At 69.0% G+C, this 19,886-nt stretch carries 12 protein-coding genes and 1 tRNA gene; 4 read left to right on the plus strand and 9 right to left on the minus strand.

Annotated elements, in window-relative coordinates:
* Positions 1-298: 298 nt before the first annotated feature.
* Positions 299-1,168, minus strand: coding sequence for an oxidoreductase (locus tag G6N25_RS14995; RefSeq protein ID WP_083073587.1), 870 nt, complete (start codon positions 1,166-1,168; stop codon positions 299-301).
* Positions 1,169-1,191: 23 nt separating this feature from the next.
* Positions 1,192-2,469, minus strand: a complete 1,278-nt coding sequence (locus G6N25_RS15000; RefSeq protein ID WP_083073586.1) for a cytochrome P450 — start codon at positions 2,467-2,469, stop codon at positions 1,192-1,194.
* Between the two features lie 151 nt (positions 2,470-2,620).
* Between G6N25_RS15000 and G6N25_RS15005 the strand changes: the two genes are divergently transcribed.
* Entirely contained in the window at positions 2,621-5,917 is a 3,297-nt protein-coding gene (locus tag G6N25_RS15005; RefSeq protein ID WP_083073662.1) for a LuxR family transcriptional regulator, read from the plus strand.
* 8 nt (positions 5,918-5,925) lie between these two features.
* Here the strand turns inward: G6N25_RS15005 and G6N25_RS15010 are convergent, their stop codons facing one another.
* From G6N25_RS15010 to G6N25_RS15035, 6 genes are all read right to left on the minus strand, one after another.
* Positions 5,926-6,570 (minus strand): LpqN/LpqT family lipoprotein, encoded by a 645-nt coding sequence (locus G6N25_RS15010; protein WP_083073585.1) that lies wholly within the window; start codon positions 6,568-6,570, stop codon positions 5,926-5,928.
* Complete coding sequence (gene arsC / locus G6N25_RS15015; RefSeq protein WP_083073584.1) at positions 6,567-6,911, minus strand: arsenate reductase (glutaredoxin); 345 nt, start codon at positions 6,909-6,911, stop codon at positions 6,567-6,569. Before arsC ends, G6N25_RS15010 begins: the two co-directional genes overlap by 4 nt.
* The gene (locus G6N25_RS15020) at positions 6,912-7,892 is read right to left on the minus strand and encodes a ribose-phosphate diphosphokinase (RefSeq protein WP_083073583.1); all 981 of its coding nucleotides are present in this window, start codon (positions 7,890-7,892) and stop codon (positions 6,912-6,914) included.
* An 88-nt stretch (positions 7,893-7,980) separates the two neighbouring features.
* Positions 7,981-9,444, minus strand: coding sequence for a bifunctional UDP-N-acetylglucosamine diphosphorylase/glucosamine-1-phosphate N-acetyltransferase GlmU (glmU, locus tag G6N25_RS15025; RefSeq protein WP_083073582.1), 1,464 nt, complete (start codon positions 9,442-9,444; stop codon positions 7,981-7,983).
* Positions 9,445-9,576: 132 nt separating this feature from the next.
* The gene (locus G6N25_RS15030; RefSeq protein WP_083073581.1) at positions 9,577-12,729 is read right to left on the minus strand and encodes a type 2 lanthipeptide synthetase LanM family protein; all 3,153 of its coding nucleotides are present in this window, start codon (positions 12,727-12,729) and stop codon (positions 9,577-9,579) included.
* 132 nt (positions 12,730-12,861) lie between these two features.
* Positions 12,862-12,933, minus strand: a tRNA-Gln gene (locus G6N25_RS15035).
* A gap of 141 nt (positions 12,934-13,074) precedes the next feature.
* Here G6N25_RS15035 and G6N25_RS15040 point away from each other — a divergent pair.
* Positions 13,075-13,668: a TetR/AcrR family transcriptional regulator gene (locus tag G6N25_RS15040; RefSeq protein ID WP_142272586.1), complete on the plus strand. Its 594-nt coding sequence runs from the start codon at positions 13,075-13,077 to the stop codon at positions 13,666-13,668.
* 3 nt (positions 13,669-13,671) lie between these two features.
* On the opposite strand, the gene lysA is transcribed toward G6N25_RS15040, so the two are convergent.
* Positions 13,672-15,027 (minus strand): diaminopimelate decarboxylase, encoded by a 1,356-nt coding sequence (gene lysA / locus G6N25_RS15045; RefSeq protein WP_083073579.1) that lies wholly within the window; start codon positions 15,025-15,027, stop codon positions 13,672-13,674.
* A gap of 118 nt (positions 15,028-15,145) precedes the next feature.
* Between lysA and mfd the strand changes: the two genes are divergently transcribed.
* Together mfd and G6N25_RS15055 are read left to right on the plus strand one after the other, a co-directional pair.
* The gene (gene mfd, locus G6N25_RS15050; RefSeq protein ID WP_083073578.1) at positions 15,146-18,820 is read left to right on the plus strand and encodes a transcription-repair coupling factor; all 3,675 of its coding nucleotides are present in this window, start codon (positions 15,146-15,148) and stop codon (positions 18,818-18,820) included.
* A gap of 49 nt (positions 18,821-18,869) precedes the next feature.
* Positions 18,870-19,880 (plus strand): nucleoside triphosphate pyrophosphohydrolase, encoded by a 1,011-nt coding sequence (locus G6N25_RS15055; protein ID WP_083073577.1) that lies wholly within the window; start codon positions 18,870-18,872, stop codon positions 19,878-19,880.
* Positions 19,881-19,886: the final 6 nt, after the last annotated feature.

A 19,886-nucleotide genomic window follows, 5' to 3' on the forward strand; every position in this document is an offset into this window, starting at 1 on the left:
CGTGTCAGCACCCTCGCCGTGACGCCCGGTCAGGGTAGCGCATGGGGGCGGTGGACCGGAAATTGACAGCGGGCGTATCGCGGGTCGTCACATCGGCCCCACGCGCCTCTGGCCCGGGCGACGTTGGGTGTGCCCGCCTCACAGCGACTCCATTGCTGTGCATCGACCGGGTTGCGACGTTCGAGTGTGAACTCAGGGCTTTCCCCGTGCATCCAGGGCGCGGATTCGACGGAATTTCCGCCCTGAGCGCACACTCGAAGCCCGGAGCTCACAGCCGAAGCCCTGAGCTCACACTCGGCTACAGCGGAAATCCGGTGCCGGTGAGCTGCTCGGACAGCTCCCACAGCGCGGCGGCGGTGGCCGCATCCCGCGCCCGCCGGCTGCGCCCGACCGGTTGTGTGCGGCCGAGCTGGCCGAATCGGGGGCCGACGAACGTGTTGCCGGGCAAGTCCTGCGACGCCGCGTACAACGTTTGCCGGGCGCCGAAATCGGCGTCGGTGGCCACCACCCGGGTCGCGGCCGACACCAGCGCGTCGCCCCACTTGCGGCCGGAGGCCCCCTGCAGGTTGGTGTGCGAAAAGCCCGGATGGGCCGCCAGCGCCCGCAGCGGCGACCCGGCCGAGTCGAGGCGCCGCTGCAGCTCGCTGGTGAACAGCAGGTTGGCCAGCTTCGACTGGCTGTAGGCCAGCCAGGGGGAGTACCGCCGGTTCTTCCAATTCAGGTCGTCGAGGTCGATGCGGCCCGGCCAGTGCGCCATCGACGACACCGTGACGACCCGGTCGGTGAGCCTCGGCAGCAACAGGTTGGTCAGCGCGAAATGACCGAGGTGGTTGGTGCCGATCTGGCTCTCGAAGCCGTCGACGGTCAACGCGTAGGGCGCGGCCATGATGCCGGCGTTGTTGATCAGCACGTCGACCGTGTCCACGCCGTCGGCGAACCGGCGCACCGACGACAGGTCCTGCAGGTCGAGTTGACGCACCTCGACCGAGCCGGTCATCTGCGCCGCGGCGGCCTGCCCCTTGCCCGTGTTGCGGACGGCCATCACGATCTTGGCGCCCTTGTGCGCCAGCTCGCGGGCCGTCACGGCGCCCAGCCCGCTGTTGGCGCCGGTGACGATCACGGTGCGCCCGGCGAACGACGGAAGGTCTGCGGCGGTCCAGTCGGTCATGCCGGTAACCCTAACGAGGCCACCTAACGCGCGACGTCGAACTCGAGGGGCAACGTGGTGGGGCCGGTTATTCCTGCCATGCTCTTCCACGGGCTCGGTCCGGTCAGGCGAGGGTTGGGCATGCGCTGGGTGATTACCCGCAGAGCTTCGGTCAGCTCCAGCCGCGCCAGGTGAGCGCCGAGGCAGTAGTGCACTCCGCCGCCGAAGTTCAGGATCGCCGGTGGGTTCCGGCGGGTGATGTCGAGGCGTTCGGGGTCCTCGTGGACGTCGGGATCGCGGTTGGCTGAGGCGGTGTTGGCGGCCACGAGGGTGCCGGCGGGAATGCGGACCCCGGCCAGCTCGACGTCTTCGGCGGCTCGTCGAATGGTGCCGAAAATGATTGGGCGGTAACGCATTAGCTCGTGAACCGCGTCCGACGCCAACTCGGGATGCCGGGCGACCAAGTCCCATTGATCGGGGTGGGCGGCCAGCACTTGTACCGCCGCGGCGAGCTGGTTGCGGGTGGTGTCGGTGCCAGCGCTCAGCAGCGCGGAGCACAGCACGATCAGTTCGTCGTGGGTGAGCCGGTCGCCCGGAAAAGTCGGGTCTTCGGCGCGGATCAGATCCGAGATCAGATCGTCGGCCAGGGATGCCCGCCTCCGCGCGATCAACTCCTCGAGGTAGGCGTCCTGGCCGTCCAACGCCGCCAGGATCGCCGGCGTGTCATTGACGACGTTCCACTCGAAGACCTTCTTGATCTGGTCGACCCAGCCGGAGAACAGCCGCCAATCCTCGGCGGGCGCGCCCAGCAGCGCGCAGATGACCGGCGTCGGGTAGCCCCGGGCGATGTCGGCGACGATGTCGCAATGTCCGACGGAGGTGAACGGTTCGACCAGACCGGTGATGATTTCGGCGGCCACGGTGCGCAGTCGCTCCGCGGCACGCGGAGCGAACGCCTTCGACACCAGCCGGCGCAGGCGATGGTGCACGGCGCCGTCAAGGCTCAGGATGCTGCGGATCGCCCGGTCCCAGAGCGGACCCGAGGTGACGCCCTGCGCCTCCAGTCCGAGGCCTTTGGCCGTGATGAATCGGTCGTCGCGCAGCACCGTGCGGACCAGCTCGTGGGTCAGCACCTCGGGTCCGTAGGGGCCGATCGCGAGGGGCGCCTGCGCGCGGGCCTCGGCGATGACGCGGTGCGCTTCGTCGGGATCGGTGAGGTGGTGGTAGGCGAAGGTCGGCAACCCGGCTTGGAAAACGGAGGGGCAAACGGAGGGGCAAACGGAGGGGCAAACGGAGGGGCAATCGCTAATCAGAGTCGTCATGGCACTGGACTATCCGGCGCTGGCCGATCAAGACCATCAGCCGTAGCGCGTAGATCTACGCGCCTGGTGTCGTAAATCCGCACCGCCGCCGGTCCGCATCTGCGCGCATTCGCCGATGTTTTCCGCGCTGGCGGACGCCAAGCTGGCTACCATGAGCCAACACGCGGAGATGCCGCCGCTGACCTGGAGCGAGTTGGGCGTGAGCGAGTTGCTGCCGACCGGAACGGTGACGCTGCTGCTGGCTGACGTCGAAGGCTCGACGCGGTTCTGGGATTCCCAGCCCGAAAAGATGACGGCCGCGCTGGCGCAGCTGAACCGGGCGGTCAACGAGGCCATCGCCGCGCATGACGGTGTGCGCCCGCTGGAGCAGGGCGAAGGTGACAGCTTTGTGGCCGCGTTCTCCCGCGCCAGCGACGCGGTGGCGTGTGCGCTGGCGTTGCAGCGCGCCCCGCTGTCGCCGATCCGGGTGCGTATCGGGATACATACCGGCGAAATACAGCTGCGCGATGATGCCAACTACGCGGGGCCGACGATCAACCGCACCGCGCGGCTGCGTGATCTCGCCCATGGTGGGCAGACGGTGTTGTCGGGTGCGACCGAATCGTTGATTGTCGATCGGTTGCCCGACGGTGTGTGGCTGGCTGATCTGGGCAGCTACCCGTTGCGGGACCTGCCGCGGCCGGAACGCGTGGTGCAGTTGTGTCACCCGGACCTGTGCAATGAGTTTCCACCTCTTCGGGTCCGCACTGTTGTTGTGTCGCATAACCTTCCGGCCCAGTTGACGAGTTTCGTTGGGCGCCAAGCCGAAATGACGGAGTTGCGTCAGTTGGCCGCCGACAACCGATTGGTGACGCTGACCGGCGCCGGCGGAGCCGGCAAGACGCGGCTCGCCGTGGAAGTCGCCTCGCGGCTCACCTCTGAATTTTCCGACGGAGTCTGGTATGTCGATCTGGCGCCAGTCGGCGTCCAGGCGTTGGCGTCGGTGACCGTCGCACGCACGCTCGGCCTGCCGGATCAGCCGGGCCGCTCGATGATGGATCTGCTGGCGCGGTTCTTCGGCGAAAAGACGATACTGCTGCTGCTCGACAATTGTGAGCATCTGCTCGATGCGTGCGGGACTCTGGTCGTCGAGCTGCTGGCGGCCTGCCCGCACCTGACGATTCTGACCACCAGCCGTGAGCCGCTCGGCGTCCCCGGCGAGCTGAGCTGGCGGGTGCCGTCGCTGCCTCTCGCCGACCAGGCCGTCGAGTTATTCATCGACCGTGCCCGGCGCGCCCGCCCGGAATTCGTTGTGGACGAAGATAATCAGGAATTGGTCGCAGAGATCTGCGCGCGCCTGGATGGTATGCCGTTGGCGATCGAACTTGCCGCGGCCCGGGTTCGGGCACTGTCGTTGTCGCAGATCGTGGACAGTCTGCATGACCGGTTCCGATTGTTGACCGGAGGTGCGCGCACCGCGGTGCGTCGCCAGCAGACGCTGCGCGCCTCGGTGGATTGGTCACACGCGTTGCTGACCGAGCCCGAGCGGGTGTTGTTCCGGCGGCTTGCGGTGTTCGCCGGCGGCTTCGATCTCGATGCCGCTCAAGCGATCGGGCCCGGCAGTGAAATCGAGGTCTACCAGTTAATGGACCAACTGGGCCTGTTGGTGGACAAATCCCTGGTGGTCGCCGACGATAACGGCGCCGGAATGAGATACCGCTTGTTGGAGACCGTGCGCCAGTACGCGCAGGAAAAGCTCGGCGAGTCCGGTGAGGCCGACGAGGTGCGGACCCGCCACCGCGACTATTACACCGCCACGGCCGCTGAGCTGGAATCACGGGGCCACGCCCGCGACGACGAGCTGCTGGAGTGGGCGCAAACCGAGATCGACAACCTGCGGAACGCGTTCGCGTGGAGCCGGGAGAACTCTGACCCCGCGACAGCCCTGCAGCTCATCGAGTCGTTGCGGCCGTTGTGGTTACGAGGCGGCCGTGTCAAGGAAGCACTCATCGGCCTGGACGCGCTCTTGGCCGACGAGAGTCACTCGCAGATACCACCGGCGGTCTGGGTGGGCGCGGTGACCCTGCGCGCGATCCTCGCGGCGTGGGTCGGCGTCTCGATGGACCTGGACCGAACGCGGCAGGCCCTGACCGTCGCCCGTCAGCTTGACGACCCGCCGCTGATCACCCGGGCACTCATCGCGTGCGGAAGGCTCGCGTACTACGGCGCCGAGGACGCTGGGCCCTACTTCGGTGAGGCGATTGACCTGGCCCGGAAGATTTCCGACAAGTGGAGCCTGTGCCAAATTTACGGCTATCAGGCGACCGCGGCCTTCCTCGCCGGTGAACCGATCGCGGCTTGTGTGGCCGCCGAAGAGGGACGTGACCTGGCCGACGCGCTCGGCGATCGGTTCTTCTCACGGAACTGCCGAGCCTGGCTGTCGCTGGCGCTGCTGATGCGGGAAGATGGCGCGTACGCCAGCCAAGTCGGCCGCGCCCTGGTCGCCGAGGCGGAGGCGGCCGGCGACCTTACGATGAATGTCTATGGCCAGATTGCCTGCGCATCAATCCATGCGGCCCAGGGTGATGCGGCCGCCGCGTACGAGGCGGCGCAATCGGCGCTGAATGCCGCGGAGGCGATAGGCGGGTTCCTGGAAGATGCGGTCTATGCCGCGTTCGCCAACGCCGCTTTGGCCGCCGGCGACGCTTCTGCGGCGATGCGGGCAGCCCAGAACGCCTGGCAGCACACCAATCCGCAGCGTGAACTGTTAACCGCAATCATCACCCCGATGGGCGAGGCCGCGCTGGCCTGCGGTGACCTGGCAGTCGCACGCCGTTGGGCCGACGACACCGTCGCTCGAGTGTCGGGCTGGTACCAGATGAGAGCGCTGACCGTGCGCGCTTTTATCGCTGTCGCGCAAGGCGATTTCGAGCAGGCCGAGCGAGACGCCCACGACGCCCTCGCATTGGCCGTCCACACTCGGGGATATCTGCGCGTGGCCGACACCCTGGAATGCCTCACGCGCATGGTTGCCGACGGCGGCAACCACCCCTATGCGGCGCGCCTGTTGGGTGCGGCGGCCGGCATCCGACAGCGCATGGGGCACGCCCGTCTGCCGATGTATCAGGCCGGCTACGATGCCGCGGTCGTGGCGATCCGGGAAGCGTTGGGACAAGAAGACTTTGATGCCGCATGGGCCGAAGGCCTTGCGCTGGCGACAGAGGAAGCGATCGCCTACGCGCAACGCGGTCGTGGCGAACGTAAGCGCCCCACCAGCGGCTGGGGCTCGCTGACACCCATGGAAAACGACGTGGTGCGCTTAGTCCGGGAAGGACTGGGCAACAAGGACATTGGTGCCCGGCTGTTCATCTCACCGCGCACCGTGCAGACCCATCTCACCCACGTCTACGCCAAGCTCGGCCTGACCTCCCGTGTCCAGCTCGTCCAAGAAGCCGCCAGCCACAGCTGATCACTCAATCACTTTGCGGCGACCACGAATCCGCGGATGATCGCCTCGATGTCGGGCGCCTGCGCGGCCGCCTGGTCGGCCAGGCCCGTGATGGTCAGCTGAACCAGGTACCGCTGGTTGGTGGGCGGCGACCCGGTGGGGATGACGATCCGGTTCCAGCTGTGCAGCCGCGTGCCATCGAGGTCGTAGCTGCCCTGGATCATCGACGACGGGAAGCGGTCGTAGTCCGCGGAAGAGGCGTCCAGCTGCTTGAAGTTCTCGAACAGCTGGGCGTCGTCGTTGCCGTGCTTGATGACCTGGGCCGGGTCGAAGTCCCCGCGCAGCTTGAACACCACCAGCCTGGCCGTCGGATACTTGCCGCCCTTGGAGATCATCACCGTCTCCGGCGTGATATTCGGGCTGGAAAACGGCGACCAGCCCGGTGGCGTCGGTATCGACACGGTCAGGTCGGTCAGGGACCCCGGCGCCACCTGCTGCCCGGCAACGCCGATGTCCTGCAGGTACTGCGACAGGGGAACCGGCTTATTGGTCGTCGTCACGGCACTTGTCGTCGAGCTCCCCGACAAAATCGACCGGTAGTCGGGCTCTTTCGGAGCGCAGGCCGCCGCGGACACGCTCGCCGCGGCCACGGCGGCGGCGAGAAGGATTCTCACAGAATCTCGTGCACCGCGTCGATCGGCCGGGCCAGCCGGGTGCCCTTCGGCGTGACGACGAACGGCCGCTCGATCAGGATCGGGTGTTCGGCCATGGCGTCCAGCAGCTCGTCGTCGCCGGCGGCATCGAGCCCAAGCTCGGCGTAGAGCGGTTCGCGCTTTCGCACCGCCGCCCGCACGTCGACGCCGGCGTCGCGGATCATCCGAGCCAGCTCGCTCCGCGACGGCGGGGTTTTCAGGTATTCCACGATACTGGGTTCAATACCGTTGTCCCGCAACAGATCCAGCGTCTTACGTGAGGTGCTGCACTTGGGGTTGTGGTAGATGACGTTGTCGGTCATCTAGGCGTCCCCGTCGAATAGCCCTGTGACCGAGCCGTTTTCGAAGACCGCGCGAATGGTGCTGGCCAGCAGCGGCGCGATGGACAACACCGTGAGCTGCGCGAAGCGCTTCCTCTCGTCGATCGGGAGCGTGTTCGTGACGATCACCTCCCGGGCGCCGCACGCCGCCAAACGCTCGGCGGCCGGGTCGGACAGCACCCCGTGAGTCGCGGCGATGATCACGTCGGTGGCGCCGTCGTCGCGCAGCAGTTGCACCGCGCCGGCGATGGTGCCCCCGGTGTCGATCATGTCGTCGATCAGCACACAGGTGCGCCCGGCGACCTCGCCGACGACGCGGTTGGACACCACCTGGTTGGGCACCCGCGGATCGCGGGTCTTGTGGATGAAGGCCAGCGGGACGCCGCCCAGCGCGTCGGCCCATTTCTCGGCGATGCGCACCCGGCCGGAGTCGGGGGAGACCACCACCATGTTGCCGTCGGAGTAGTTGTCCCTGATGTAGCCGGTCAGCAGGTTCTGCCCACGCATGTGGTCGACGGGCCCGTCGAAGAAACCCTGGATCTGATCGGTGTGCAGGTCGACGGTCACGATCCGGTCGGCGCCCGCGGTCTTGAGCAGGTCGGCGACCAGCCGCGCCGAGATCGGTTCGCGGCCGCGGTGCTTCTTGTCCTGGCGGGCGTAGGGATAGAACGGCATGACGGCGGTGATCCGCTTGGCGCTGCCCCGCTTGAGCGCGTCGATCATGATCAGCTGTTCCATCAGCCAGTCGTTCACCGGCGCCGGATGCGATTGCAGGACGAACGCGTCGCAGCCGCGCACCGATTCGTGGAAACGCACGAAGATCTCGCCGTTGGCGAACTCCCGCGCCGTCTGCGCGGTGACGTGGACGTCGAGTTCCTTGGCCACCTGCTCGGCCAGCTCCGGATGGGCGCGGCCCGAGAACAGCATCAGGTTTTTGCGATTATCGGTCCAGTCGTGGCTCACCGTGCTGCCCTCGCCGTATGTGGAATGGAACGACCCATCGTACGTAGCGAATGGTACGGAAATATGGCCGGGTTACCAGATACCGAATTCACGGTGTCTGTTCGGGTTCGGATTTTTGGGCTGCCTTTTCGGCCGCCCGGGCCGCCGGGCTGCCCGGCCGCTTGCGCCGCACCCAGCCCTCGATGTTGCGCTGCGGTCCCGCCGACACCGCCAGCGCCCCCGGCGGGACGTCGTCGCGCACGACGGTGCCGGCGCCGGTGTAGGCCCCGTCGCCGACCGTCACCGGGGCCACGAACATGGTGTCCGACCCGGTGCGCACGTGCGAGCCGATCCTGGTCCGGGATTTGGATTCGCCGTCGTAGTTGACGAACACGCTGGACGCGCCGATGTTGCTGTGCTCGCCGATGTCGGCGTCGCCGACGTAGGTCAGGTGCGGGACCTTGGTGCCGGCGCCGATGGTGGAGTTCTTGGTCTCGACGAACGCGCCGAGCTTGCCGTCGGCGCCCAGCACGGTCCCGGGTCGCAGGTACGTGTAGGGGCCGACCGTCGCGCCGTCTCCGATCGACGACGAGGCGCCGTGGGTGCGCACCACCGACGCGCCGTCGCCGACGGTGACGTCGGTCAGCGTGGTGTCGGGGCCGACGACGCAGTGACCCCCGACGCGGGTGCGGCCCAGCAGCTGGGTTCCGGGATGGATGACGGTGTCGCGGCCGATCGTCACGTCGACGTCGATCCAGGTGGTCGCGGGGTCGACGAATGTCACGCCGGCCATCTGGTGGGCGGCCACGATCCGGCGGTTGAGCTCGGCGCCCAGCTCGGCCAGCTGGACCCGGTTGTTAACACCGGCCACCAGCGCGCTGTCGTCGATGTGCCGCGCGTGCACGGCCTGGCCGTCGCCGCGCAGGATCGCGATGGCGTCGGTCAGGTAGAGCTCCTGTTGGGCGTTGTCGGAGCTCAGCCGGCCCAGCGCCGAGCGCAGCGCGGCGACGTCGAAGGCGTAGACGCCGGCGTTGACCTCGCGGATCTCGCGCTGCGAGGGCGTCGCGTCGGCGTGCTCCACGATCGCCATGACCTCGTTGTCCTGGGTGCGCAGGATGCGGCCGTAGCCCCCGGGATCGCCGAGCGTCGTGGTCAGCACCGTCACCGCGGCCGGCGCCGCGGTGTGGGCCGCGATCAGCCCGGCCAGGGTGTCGGAGTCCAGCAGCGGCGTGTCGCCGGAGGTGACGACGACGATGCCGGCGTAGTCGTCGGGCAGGGCGGACAGGCCGCACAGGGCCGCGTGGCCGGTGCCCAGCGGTCGATCCTGCAGCGCCACGTCGATCGTGCGGCCCATTGATTCGGCCAGCCCGGCGACCAGCGGCGCGATTCGCTGGTGGTCGTGGCCCAGGACCACGACCAGGTGTTGCGGCGCCACCTTGGCGACCGCGTGCAGGGAGTGCGACAACATGCTGCGGCCGGCGAGCGTGTGCAGCACCTTCGGGGTGTCCGACCGCATCCGGGTGCCGGGCCCGGCCGCGAGGACCAGGACCGCGGTGTCACCACGAAAGGCCATCGGCCCTCCCCTTCTAGTGGCTGGTCGCGGGGCTCGCAAGGGTGCGTTGCTCCTATGTCAAGAGATGAGTTTAGGCGGCCTTGTGGCAGGGCTGGTTGGCGTGTTCGCCGATACGAGCGGCCAAGAACCCACTCATTCCCAGATCACGACGTTGGGAAGCGAGGGCTCGATTCGCCGCAACGCCGTGTAGCCGACGCCCGCGATGCCGCGGAAAAGGCCAAGATTGAACCGGCTGGTGGTCCCGCCGGCCCACCGGTAGTCGCCGTTCGATCGGGCGGTTTCGATGACTGACAGCAGCCGCAGCGAGGCCCGCTCGCAAAGATCGTCTCGCCCGAGGATGCCGCCGGCCTCCCACAGGAATTCGATGCTGCCGAGCGTGCCGCAGCACAGCGCGTCGGTCGCGGCCGGCCATCCGTGCTCGGTAGCCGCGACGGCGTTCTCGATGTCGCTGCGGAGGGCTCCGCCCGACCCTACCGGGTGCCTCGTCATGGCGGCCCGCGCCAACCCGATTCCTTGAGCGCCATAACACCACTTGGCTCGCCCGGCCGCGCCACCGCCGCGCAGGTCGGGCCAATCGCTGCGGTGGGCGTCGAAGGAGGCGTTCTCAAAAGCAATGCATTCGGTTGCGGCGCTTGCGAACTCGTCACATCCGGTGGCCGAGGCCAGCGACGCCAAGGCGTACGCGTAGCCCGACGCGCCGTGGGACATGCCGTTGAGGGGGCCGTCGGAGCCGGGCGGCGCCCAGGTTCGCTGACCCGCTGGCCCGGTGCGCTGTTGGGCAAGCAGATGCCACCCGCAGTTGGCCGCCCGCTCGAGTGCGTCGCCGGACCCGGTCTGGCGATGCAGCCGAAGCAGGCCCAGGATGGCGCCGGCGCTGCCGCCCAGGACGTCGAGCCGGCGATCTGCCGAAATAACGTCCGGGGTGATCAACTCTGCCGCGGCGTGAGCATCCTGGAGCGCATCGTCATCGTCGAGCAGCGTCGAGATGACGGCGAGGCCGTACACGATCGATCCGAGGCCAAGGCCGCCGCCGACACCGACCTGGCGAGCGACGCGCCCCGGGTTGGGGCCGCGCAGGAATCCCCGCAGCCGGGACAGCGCTGCGGCGGCAAGGGCCTTTGAGGAGGTGGAGTTGGTGACGGCGGCATGTGTGGCAAGGAACAGCGCGATGCCGCACGTGCCTTTGTAGAGGTCGGGACCGAGCACGACGAGCTGTGACAACTCGGACTCGCCCAGCCAGTCGAGGCCGATCCAGGCCGCACTCGGCCCCTTGCGCACCGCATGCTCCGAGAGCGTTCGGGCAACCGCGTCGGCTGCCTTGGTGAAGGTGGCGAACGCATCACCGACGTCGCCGTCGGACGGCCCGCTCGTGGAGACAAGCGGGACGGGTGCGGCCCGCCTGAGCGTGGCGGTGCTCTGTCGGACGAGCTCCGTCTGCCATGCGATTTCCGCATCGTCGAGGCCGCGCAGGCGGGCGCGCGCCCGATCGAGGCCCGGTGTCGTCCCCCTCGGGATTGAGGTGCCGTCAGCGTCGTGGATGCTATGACCGTCGCTGGCCATCACGAAGTGCGGAACATTCAAGTCGACGACAGCCGCGCGCTCGGCGCGCAGCAACGGCCATGCAGGGTCAACGTCGTGCTCCCAGTCCGCCAGTTGGGCCGGGAAGTCCGCCTGAGCAGACCACGCGACACCGTCGTCCATGGCGCGGTGATCTCTCAGGTGCTGCAGCAGCATGCCGTAGAACCTCGTCGGCCGGACGACCTGACGGATCGGCAGGCCGCCGAAGCCGTCCAGCAGGTCGTCCGGGCGTTGCCGCTGAAGAAACTTCGCGTAGTCGCGGAATCCCGATACGAAGTCGTCGACGTAACCGCCCAGCCGGGAATGAGACCCGTTGATGTGTGGGAGATTTGGGATGGTCGCATCAGCCTGGACAACTTTCGCGGGCCGCATCGCGTCGGAATTGATGTCGTTCCATGCCAGTGTGGTTCGCGGAGCGGAATTCGAGATCACTCCGCCCATCGAGAAGGTCTCATGGGAATCCCAGCTGTACGTGGGGAGGACGCCGGCCATGACTACCGAGTTCATGACCTTCACCGTCGCGGCCTCGAACGCGTCCCCATCGTCCGCGGAACCCGTGTCGCCCCACGGCTCGGCGGCCTGCAGGATCATCTCCAGATCGATCGGTACCGGATGCTCGCCGCAGGCGATGATGTTCTCTTGATGCATGTCGACGCCGACGAAGCCGTGGAAGAGCGCCAGCCATGCGCCGGCGCGCCGGAAGTATCGCTGAAAGCCCTGTCGATCAACACAACTCGTGTGATCGATGAACTCCGTCCAGCCGTAACCGTGGCGCGCGAGGACGCGCACGGCCCGCAGCTCAAGGGGGGCAACGCGGTTCAGCCTTTCGACCAGCGCATGCCACGCTGCGTCGACCCGCAAATCCTTGGGCTTATACACGACCCGCGAGCCGTCCTGGAAGCCGATGATCGTTACGGTACGGCCGAAGTTGTGCCGGTCGGAGAGGTCGGCGTCGATGCTGGTCACCTGGCAGGGCGGGGCGGATGTGCCCGCGTCCAGCAGGTCGCGGCGAATCGCCGGCAGATCGGCATCCAGCCGCGTGATCAGTTCCCGTGACGCGTCGATCCACTGCCGGGTGAGCGAGGCCATCAGCCGCAACAGGACGGGTTTGGCTTCGAACAGGTGACGCCATCCGTTCGTCTTCATGGTGCAGACGAAGCGGTCATGGCAGCCGCTCGGCCCGCCGTCGTTGCGGGCCTTCGCGAATCGCTCGTAGAGCGCGGGCGCCGAAAGGTCCGACAGCTGCGTCGTCAGCGAACGGCGCAGGCATGCGCGGGCACCGTCGTCCAGCGCGCCTTGGATACCTCCGCCCACACCCGACCAAAGGATCTTCTCCGCCTCCCGGACCACCGGTTCCAGCAGGTCCTCGAAGGCGCACGGCCCGGCCTCGGGAGCCGCGGTTTCACGGGGGTCCTGCAACGCCTCGGCGATCCACGCCGCGTCCTCGACCCAGTGCGGTGCGGGCACGCACGGATTGCGGCGAACCGTCGCGAATTTTGCCAGCACGTCCCCGATCGACAGTCCGTCGCGCCGAAGCCGCCTGGCGAACAGTGTCCGGTCGCCGCCGGCGGACGATCGGCACCATGCGGCAAGGCGGCGCGCGGCCAGGTCGGTGTCACTCTTCTGACTGGGCAATTGGTCAAACGCGTCGGAAAGCAGCTCGTCGACGGTGGCGGCCCGAGCTAACAGGCGCTCATCGAGAACCATTCGATAGCCCCCATCCCGAACTCCCGGTTATTGGAAGCACCCGGCAAGGGCGCGAGCGTGCGTGTCGGTACGCCGACACGCCGTCAAGCGTGGCATTTTGTGCACGCTCGAGGCAAAGGGGGCCACGCCACGCTCCGTCGCCAGGACTCGAACCTGAACTCTCAGAACCAAAATCTGATGTGCTGCCGATTACACCACGACGGATTGCAGTTGCGGGCCTGCCGCAGTCTAGCGTGACGACGCCGGGCGGCCTCGATGCCGCGAACCGATACGCTGATCGACGTGGCCGTTCTGGACAAGGAGCCGGACAAACCCGATAAGGACGCGCGGGCGCCGCGCGCCCGCATGACCGGCAGCGAGCGCCGGCAGCAGCTCATCGGCATCGCCCGCTCGCTGTTCGCCGAACGCGGCTACGAGGGCACCTCCATCGAGGAGATCGCGCTGCGCGCCAACGTGTCCAAGCCGGTCGTCTACGAGCATTTCGGCGGCAAGGAGGGCCTGTACGCCGTCGTCGTCGACCGGGAGATGTCGGCGCTGCTCGACGGCATCACCTCGTCGCTGACCAACAACCGGTCCCGGGTGCGCGTCGAGCGGGTCGCGCTGGCGCTGCTCACCTACGTCGAAGAGCGCACCGACGGCTTCCGGATCATGATCCGCGACTCGCCGGCCTCCATCAGCTCCGGCACCTACTCCAGCCTGCTCAACGACGCCGTCAGCCAGGTCGCCTCCATCCTGGCCGGCGACTTCGCCCGTCGCGGCCTGGACCCCGACCTGGCCCCGCTCTACGCCCAGGCGCTGGTGGGCTCGGTGTCGATGACGGCGCAATGGTGGCTCGACACGCGCGAGCCCAAGAAAGAGGTGGTCGCCGCGCACCTGGTCAACCTGATGTGGAACGGGCTGATCGGACTGGAAGCCGACCCCCGGCTGCAGGACGAATAGCCCTTAACCGCAGTCGCGCGACAGCAGGTCGGCGGTCGTCTCCCGGCGGATCAGCGCGCGGGCGCGCCCGTCCTTGACCGCCACCAGCGGCGGCCGGCCGACCATGTTGTAGTTCGACGCCATGCTGTGGTGATAGGCGCCCGTGCAGGCGACGGCCAACAGGTCGCCGGGGCGCAGGTCCGCCGGCAGCTCGATGTCCCGGGCGATCTCGTCGCCCGCCTCGCAGTGCCGCCCCGCCACGGTGACGCGCTGCTTGGCCGCCAGCGGATGCCGGTTCGCGAGCGCGACCGTGTACTGGGCGCCGTACAACGACACCCGCGGGTTGTCGCTCATGCCGCCGTCGACGGCGACGAAGGTGCGGCCACCCGGCTGCGTCTTCACCGAGCACACGCGATACAGCGTCACCCCGGCCCGGCCGCTGAGGGCGCGACCGGGTTCCACGACGACGGTCGGCCGCGGGAAGTATTCGGCGGCGCAGGCCTCGTCCAGCGCGTCCTCGATGACGGCGGCCAGCTCGTCGAGGTCGAGCTCGCGATCGCCGGGCAGGTAGGGGATGGCGTGGCCGCCGCCGATGTTCAGCTCGGTGAGGATGATGCCGTGGCGGGCGCGGACGTCGGCCATGGCGGCGATCATCCGGCGGATCGCTTCGCCGTAGAGCGCGGGGTCGACGACCTGCGAGCCTTGGGAGCTTAAGTGGCAGTGCAGCCCCACCAGGTCGAGGATGGGGTGCGCCAGCACGCGCCGCACCGCGTCGGCGGCGTGGTCGCCGTCCAGGGTGAACCCGAACTTCTGGTCGCTGATGCCGGTGGTGACCGCGCGGGTGGATGGCCCGAATTTGTCAAAGTTGGGGGTCCCCCTGATCAGCACCGGCTGGCGCCTGCGGGCCAGGCCCGCCAGGTAGGCGATCTCGATGCACGAATCCAGCACGACGCGGCCGACCCCGACACTGGTCGCCTCCCGCAGCTCGTCGGGCGTCTTCGCGTTGCCGTGCATGACGATGCGCGCCGGGTCGACCCCGGCGGCCAGGGCGACGGCCAGCTCGCCGGCCGAGCAGACGTCGAGGCCGAGACCCTCTTCGCGCGCCCACCGCGCCACCGCCGTGGTCAGCAGCGACTTCCCGGCATAGACGACCTCGACACCGCGCAGCGTCTTGCGGTAGCGACGGGCGCGCCGCCGGAAGTCGGCCTCGTCGATCACGTAGGTCGGGGTGTGGAACTCGTCGGCGATCTCCGTCAGGGGCACGCCGCCGACGCAGAGCCGGCCCTCCTCGTCGCAGTGTGTGGTGGCGGGCCAGATCGCGGGATCCAACCGCCGGGGCGCCGCCCGACCGATCGACGGCAACATATCGAGCAATGTCATGCCTTTAACGTGCGCCCGGCCCGTGTCGGGTGCCGCTTTTCTTACGATCCCTTGACGGTGCGGGGCCCGATCTTGACGAAGTTCGGCGCGGGTGCGGGGCCCCTAGAATGGCAGCATCATGACCGCACCGGGGCCTGCTCGCCCAGACACCCCGATCGCGGGGCTCGTTGATCTGGCGCTGACCGCGCCGACCTTCCGGCAGTTGATCGAGAGCGCGACCGCCCGGCCCGCCGAACTGGGCCTCGTCGGCCCCGCCAGCGCCCGGGTGTTCGTCGCCGGCGCGCTGGCGCGGCTGGGGCCGCTGCTCGTGGTCACCGCGACCGGGCGCGAGGCCGACGACCTGACCGCCGAACTGCGCGGCGTCTTCGGCGACGCGGTGGCGGCCTTTCCGTCCTGGGAGACGCTGCCGCACGAGCGGCTCTCGCCCGGCGTCGACACCGTCGGCACGCGGCTTATGGTCCTGCGCCGGCTGGCCCATCCCGACGACACCGGGTTGGGGCCGCCCCTGCGGGTGGTGGTGACGTCGGTGCGCTCGCTGCTGCAGCCGATGACGCCGCGGCTGGGCCTGGTGGAGCCGGTCGCGTTGAGCGTCGGCCGGGAGATCGCCTTCGAGGACGTCATCGCCCGGCTGGTCGAGCTGGCGTACACCCGCGTGGACATGGTCGGCCGGCGCGGCGAGTTCGCCGTTCGCGGCGGCATCCTCGACGTCTTCCCGCCGACCGCCGAGCACCCGGTGCGCATCGAGTTCTGGGGCGACGAGGTCAGCGAGATGCGCATGTTCTCGGTCGCCGACCAGCGCTCGATTCCAGAGGTCGCGGTCGACACGCTGGTCGCGGTGGCCTGCCGCGAACTGCTGCTCACCGACGACGTGCGGGAGCGGGCCGCGCGGTTGGCCGCCCGGCATCCCGCGCCCGAGAACGTCGTCACCGGCAGCGTCGCCGACATGCTGGCCAAGCTGGCCGAGGGCATCCCGGTCGACGGCATGGAGGCGCTGCTTCCGGTGCTGCGGCCTGACGACTACGCCCTGCTGACCGATCAGCTGCCCGACGGCGCGCCGGTGTTGCTCTGCGACCCGGAAAAGGTGCGCAGCCGGGCCGCCGACCTGATCAAGACCGGGCGCGAATTCCTCGAGGCGTCGTGGTCGGTGGCGGCCCTTGGCAGTTCGGCGCCCGTCGATGTTGAGGAGCTGGGCGGGTCGGGGTTCGCCGAACTCGACGACGTGCGGGCCGCGGCCGCCCAATCCGGCCACCCGTGGTGGACCCTGAGCCAGCTGTCCGACGAGTCGGCGGTGGAGCTGGACATCCGGGCGGCGCCGTCGGCCCGCGGGCGGCAGGGCGCCGTCGGCGATATTGACGCCATCTTCGCGATGCTGCGCGCGCACGTCAGCACCGGCGGGTACGCGGCGGTGGTCGCGCCCGGGACCGGGACCGCCCACCGGGTCGTCGAGCGGCTGGCCGAGTCCGACACCCCCGCCGGGATGCTGGAATCCGGTCAGGCGCCCAAGCCCGGTGTCGTCGGCGTGCTGAAGGGCCCGCTGCACGACGGGGTGGTTATCCCGGGCGCCAACCTGGTCGTCGTCACCGAGACCGATCTGACGGGCAACCGGGCCATGGCCGTCGACGGCAAGCGGCTGGCGGCCAAGCGGCGCAACACCGTCGACCCGCTGGCGCTGACGGCCGGCGACCTGGTGGTGCACGACCAGCACGGCATCGGGCGGTTCGTGGAGATGGTCGAGCGCGTCGTCGGGGGTGCGCGCCGGGAGTACCTGGTGCTGGAATACGCGTCCAGCAAGAGGGGGTCTGGCACTCAAAAAAGCACGGACAAACTCTATGTCCCGATGGATTCCCTGGACCAGCTGTCGCGGTACGTCGGCGGGCAGGCGCCGGCGCTGAGCCGGCTGGGCGGCAGCGACTGGGCCAACACCAAGACCAAGGCGCGCCGCGCGGTGCGCGAGATCGCCGGCGAGCTGGTGGCGCTGTACGCCAAACGGCACGCGAGCCCCGGACACGCCTTCGGGCCGGACACCCCGTGGCAGGCCGAAATGGAGGACGCGTTCGGCTTCACCGAGACCGTCGACCAGCTCACCGCGATCCAAGAGGTCAAGGCCGACATGGAAAAGCCGATCCCGATGGACCGGGTGATCTGCGGCGACGTCGGCTACGGCAAGACCGAGATCGCGGTGCGGGCGGCGTTCAAGGCGGTGCAGGACGGCAAGCAGGTCGCCGTGCTGGTCCCCACGACGCTGCTGGCCGACCAGCACCTGCAGACGTTCATCGACCGGATGGCCGACTTCCCGATCACCGTCAAGGGGCTGTCCCGCTTCACCGACGCCACCGCGTCCCGCGCCGTGATCGAGGGCCTGGCCGACGGGTCGGTGGACGTCGTGATCGGCACCCATCGGCTGCTGCAGACCGGGGTGCGGTGGAAGGACCTGGGCCTGGTCGTCGTCGACGAGGAGCAGCGGTTCGGCGTCGAGCACAAGGAGCACATCAAGTCGCTGCGCACCCACGTCGACGTGCTGACCATGAGCGCCACCCCGATCCCGCGCACCCTGGAGATGAGCCTGGCCGGGATCCGCGAGATGTCGACCATCCTGACCCCGCCCGAGGAGCGCTACCCCGTGCTGACCTACGTCGGCCCGCACGACGACAAGCAGGTCGCCGCCGCGTTGCGGCGCGAGCTGCTGCGCGACGGGCAGGCCTTCTACGTGCACAACCGGGTGAGCTCCATCGATTCCGCCGCCGCCCGGGTGCGCGAGCTGGTGCCCGAGGCGCGCGTCGTGGTCGCGCACGGGCAGATGCCCGAGGACCTGCTGGAGCGGACCGTGCAGGGCTTCTGGAACCGCGAGCACGACATCCTGGTGTGCACGACGATCGTGGAGACCGGCCTGGACATCTCCAACGCCAACACGCTCGTCGTCGAGCGCGCCGACACCTTCGGGCTGTCCCAGCTGCACCAGCTGCGCGGCCGGGTCGGCCGCAGCCGCGAGCGCGGTTACGCCTACCTCCTCTATCCGCCGCACGCGCCGCTGACCGAGACGGCCTACGACCGGCTGGCGACCATCGCGCAGAACAACGAGCTGGGCGCGGGCATGGCGGTCGCGCTGAAGGACCTCGAGATCCGGGGCGCCGGCAACGTGCTGGGCGTCGAGCAGTCCGGGCACGTCGCCGGGGTCGGGTTCGACCTGTACGTGCGGTTGGTGGGCGAGGCCGTCGAGGCCTACCGGGCGGCGGCGGACGGCCAGACGGTCGCCGCCGCCGAGGAGCCGAAGGACGTGCGGATCGACCTGCCGGTGGACGCCCACCTGCCGCCGGACTACATCGCCAGCGACCGGCTTCGGCTGGAGGGCTACCGGCGGTTGGCCGCGGCGGCCTCCGACAGCGAGGTCGACGCCGTGGTGGACGAGCTCACCGACCGCTACGGGGCGCTGCCCGAGCCCGCCCGGCGGCTGGTGGCGGTGGCGCGGCTGCGGCTGGTGTGCCGCGGCGCCGGCATCACCGAGGTGTCGGCCGCGTCGGCGGCGACCGTGCGGCTGTCCCCGGTGACGCTGCTCGATTCGGCCCAGGTGCGGCTCAAGCGGATCTATCCGTCGGCGCACTACCGGCCCACGACGGGCACGGTCCAGGTCCCGATTCCGCGGGCGGGCGGGGTCGGCGCCCCACGCCTCCGCGACGTCGAGTTGGTGCAGATGGTGGCGAACCTGGTGACGGCGCTGCAAGGTGAACCTCAGAAAGATATTGGTATAACGGGTCCACCTGCAACGATGAGCGGTGAGGAGGAGCGGCGCTTATGATCCGCGCCGCCGACGATACAGAGCGAAGCGATGAGGAGGAGCGGCGCTGATGATTGTCGTCTTGTTCGACCCGCGCCGCCCATCGCTGGTGCCCGTCGAGGCCATCGAGCACCTCGCCGGGGAGGTGCAATACACCGAGGAGATGCCCGTCGCGGTGCCCTGGTCGCTGCCCGCCGCGCGGCCGGTGCACTCCGGGGATGACGCGCCGGTGTTGCTGTCCTCCGATCCGGACCACCCCGCGGTCACCGCACGATTGGCGGCCGGAGCCCGGCTGATCTCGGCGCCGGACACGCCGCGCGGCGAACGGCTGGTCGACGCCGTCGCGATGATGGACAAACTGCGCACCGCCGGACCGTGGGAAAGCGAACAAACCCACGACTCGCTGCGCAGGTTCCTGCTGGAGGAGACCTACGAGCTGCTGGACGCGGTGCGCAGCGGCAACGCCGACCAGCTGCGGGAGGAACTCGGCGACGTGTTGCTGCAGGTCCTCTTCCATGCCCGCATCGCCGAGGACGCGCGGCAGTTTCCCTTCACCATCGACGACGTCGCCGTCACGCTGATGCGAAAGCTGGGCAACCGTGTTCCGGGAGTGCTTGCGGGGCAATTGATTTCGCTCGAAGATCAGCTGGCGCAGTGGGAGGAGCGCAAGGCCGCCGAAAAGCCACGGAACTCGGTGATGGACGACGTCCACACCGGCCAACCGGCATTAGCTTTGGCCCAGAAGGTGATTCAACGCGCCGAGAAGGCGGGCCTGCCGGGCGACCTGATCCCCGGCGACGTCACGTCCATCTCGGTCTCCGCCGACGTCGATTCCGAAAGCGCGCTGCGCACAGCGGTTTTGGAGTTCGTGGACACGGTCCGCCGCGTGGAGAGGGTGATTGCCGCCGCCCGCCGCGGGGACGGCGTTCCCGAGCAGCTCGATGTGGCGCCGCTGGGCGAGGTCGGCGAGGAGGAGTGGCGCGCCCACTGGCCATCCGGCGATGCCGTCGACGACGAGCCCCCGGCCGAGTCCGAGGATTCCGGGGGCGGCCCCGGGCCGAGCCGGGAATCGACCGGGTAGTCCCCA

Origin of the sequence: Mycobacterium heidelbergense (assembly GCF_010730745.1) — a bacterium.
GTDB classification, from domain to species: Bacteria; Actinomycetota; Actinomycetes; order Mycobacteriales; family Mycobacteriaceae; genus Mycobacterium; species Mycobacterium heidelbergense.

Excerpts from the sequence above, each read along its gene's own strand:
- G6N25_RS14995 (WP_083073587.1), bottom strand. The coding sequence starts at position 1,168 with ATGACCGACTGGACCGCCGCAGACCTTCCGTCGTTCGCCGGGCGCACC.
- G6N25_RS15000 (WP_083073586.1), bottom strand. The coding sequence starts at position 2,469 with ATGACGACTCTGATTAGCGATTGCCCCTCCGTTTGCCCCTCCGTTTGC.
- G6N25_RS15005 (WP_083073662.1), top strand. The coding sequence starts at position 2,621 with ATGAGCCAACACGCGGAGATGCCGCCGCTGACCTGGAGCGAGTTGGGC.
- arsC (WP_083073584.1), bottom strand. The coding sequence starts at position 6,911 with ATGACCGACAACGTCATCTACCACAACCCCAAGTGCAGCACCTCACGT.
- glmU (WP_083073582.1), bottom strand. The coding sequence starts at position 9,444 with ATGGCCTTTCGTGGTGACACCGCGGTCCTGGTCCTCGCGGCCGGGCCC.
- G6N25_RS15030 (WP_083073581.1), bottom strand. The coding sequence starts at position 12,729 with ATGGTTCTCGATGAGCGCCTGTTAGCTCGGGCCGCCACCGTCGACGAG.
- G6N25_RS15040 (WP_142272586.1), top strand. The coding sequence starts at position 13,075 with ATGACCGGCAGCGAGCGCCGGCAGCAGCTCATCGGCATCGCCCGCTCG.
- lysA (WP_083073579.1), bottom strand. The coding sequence starts at position 15,027 with ATGACATTGCTCGATATGTTGCCGTCGATCGGTCGGGCGGCGCCCCGG.
- mfd (WP_083073578.1), top strand. The coding sequence starts at position 15,146 with ATGACCGCACCGGGGCCTGCTCGCCCAGACACCCCGATCGCGGGGCTC.
- G6N25_RS15055 (WP_083073577.1), top strand. The coding sequence starts at position 18,870 with ATGATTGTCGTCTTGTTCGACCCGCGCCGCCCATCGCTGGTGCCCGTC.